This window comes from Micromonospora sp. URMC 105 (assembly GCF_051386295.1).
In the GTDB taxonomy this organism is placed as follows: Bacteria; Actinomycetota; Actinomycetes; order Mycobacteriales; family Micromonosporaceae; genus Micromonospora.
In genome coordinates this window covers 1-1,684 of sequence record NZ_JBPQTL010000198.1, presented here as the reverse complement: position 1 = coordinate 1,684, position 1,684 = coordinate 1, and the positions used below count along the sequence as shown (strand labels likewise).

At 73.7% G+C, this 1,684-nt stretch carries 1 protein-coding gene, 1 pseudogene and 1 riboswitch; of the genes and pseudogenes, one reads left to right on the top strand and one right to left on the bottom strand.

Translation table 11 applies throughout. The features are described 5' to 3' along the window. Positions 1-7 precede the first annotated feature (7 nt). Positions 8-787 (bottom strand): annotated as a pseudogene (locus ACSNN7_RS28895) (bifunctional 5,10-methylenetetrahydrofolate dehydrogenase/5,10-methenyltetrahydrofolate cyclohydrolase); the annotation flags it as partial. A gap of 13 nt (positions 788-800) precedes the next feature. Further along, positions 801-877: riboswitch (ZMP/ZTP riboswitch) on the bottom strand. A gap of 107 nt (positions 878-984) precedes the next feature. Between ACSNN7_RS28895 and ACSNN7_RS28890 the strand changes: the two are divergent. Further along, positions 985-1,684, top strand: a 700-nt coding sequence (locus ACSNN7_RS28890; protein ID WP_436684208.1) for an SRPBCC family protein, incomplete at its 3' end; no start/stop codon positions are given.

The following is a 1,684-nucleotide window of genomic DNA, read 5'->3' as shown; positions in this document are numbered from 1 at the left end:
CCACCTACGCGCACGACTCGTCCACGTCCGGCAGCAACCGCCGCCCCTCGTAGCGCACCCCACCACCGACCACCACCGCACCCGGACGCACGTGCTCCGGCCGGACGATCCCCGGCACCCCCGCCGCCGCCACCAGGATCTCCGCCCGCCGCGTGTACCGCGGCCAGTCGGCCACCCCGGTGTGCACCACCGTCACCGCCGCGTTCGCCGTCGGCCGCTTCTGCCCCAGCAGCATCGCCAACGGCCGCCCCAGCGTCGCGCCCCGCCCCAGGACCACCACCTCACGCCCGGACACCGGCACCCCGTGGTACGCCAACAGCGCCCCGATCCCCGCCGGCGTGCACGGCAGCGGCCCCGGCAGCCCCAACGCCAACCGGCCCATGTTCACCGGATGCATCCCGTCCACGTCCTTGTCCGGGTCCAGCACCTGCAACGCCCGGTCGTAGTCCAGATGACCCGGGATCGGATGCTGCACCAGCACCCCGTGCACCCCCGCGTCGGCGTTGAAGTCCGCCAACACCCGATGCAGATCCTCCTGCGAGGCCGACGCCGGCAGATGCACGTGCGGCGAGGCGAAACCCAGCTCCGCCGCCTGCCGCTGCTTGATCCGGATGTACCCGGCGCTCGCGTCGTCGTCACCCACCAGCACCGTCGCCAGCGCCGGCGTCACCCCCGCCGCGCGCAGCGCCGCCACCTGACCGGCGACCTCCGCCAAGATCTTCTCCGCCACCGGCTTACCGGGCAGCAGCCGGGCCGTGGCAGTCGTCGGGGAAGCGGAAACAGACATGGCTCACCTCGTCCGCGGAGGCCCAGGCGGTCGACCCCCGCGACGAGCTCCCCGATGGTTGACCCATCCCCGTGCCGCCAGTCGCGTCCACCCTCAGCCTGCCACACCGCCGACCCGGACCGTCCGCGACCACCCGCACCCCACGAGACCCCACCCAGGTGTGCCCAGCCACACACCACAACCCGTACAGTCTCGCCGTGATCGAGATCAGCGCCCAGGTCGACCTGTCGCACCCCCGCGACCGGGTCTGGCACGCACTGACCACCCCGCAGCTGCTCACCCGCTGGTTCACCGAGACCGAGACGGTCAGCCAGACCCCCCGGCGGCTGCTTCTGCACACCGCGGCCCTGCCCGGCTTCCACGCCGCCCTCGAAGTCGAGGTGGCCGAGCACCGGGCACCGGAACTGCTCGTGCTGCACTGCCAGGAAGGCGACCGGCGTACCCGGCTGACCTGCGAAATCACCAGCACCGCCGACGGCAGCCGACTGTCGGTGCAGGAAAGCATGGAACACGGCACCTGGCCCGCCGAGGACCGCGAACGCCGCGAGCGCTACTACCACCAGACCCTGACCGGCCGGCTACCCGCCATCCTCGACTGGCTGGCCTTCCAGCAGGTCAACCTGCGCCACGGGGAGGACCGGCCCACCACCGAACTGCCCGTCATCGCCATCCTCGGCGACGTACCCGCACCCGCCCGCCGCCGACGCCGACTGGTGCTCGTCGCGGCGCTGACCGGCACCGCCCTCGCCACCGGCGCGGCGGTCTGGGCGCTGCTGCCCGGCGACGCCGACCACACCGCCGGCCCCGGCCCGATGCCCGCACCCCCCACCGCCGCGGCCAGCGTCGCCACCGCCCACGGCACGACCACCAGCCCACGGCGCACACCCACCACCGCGA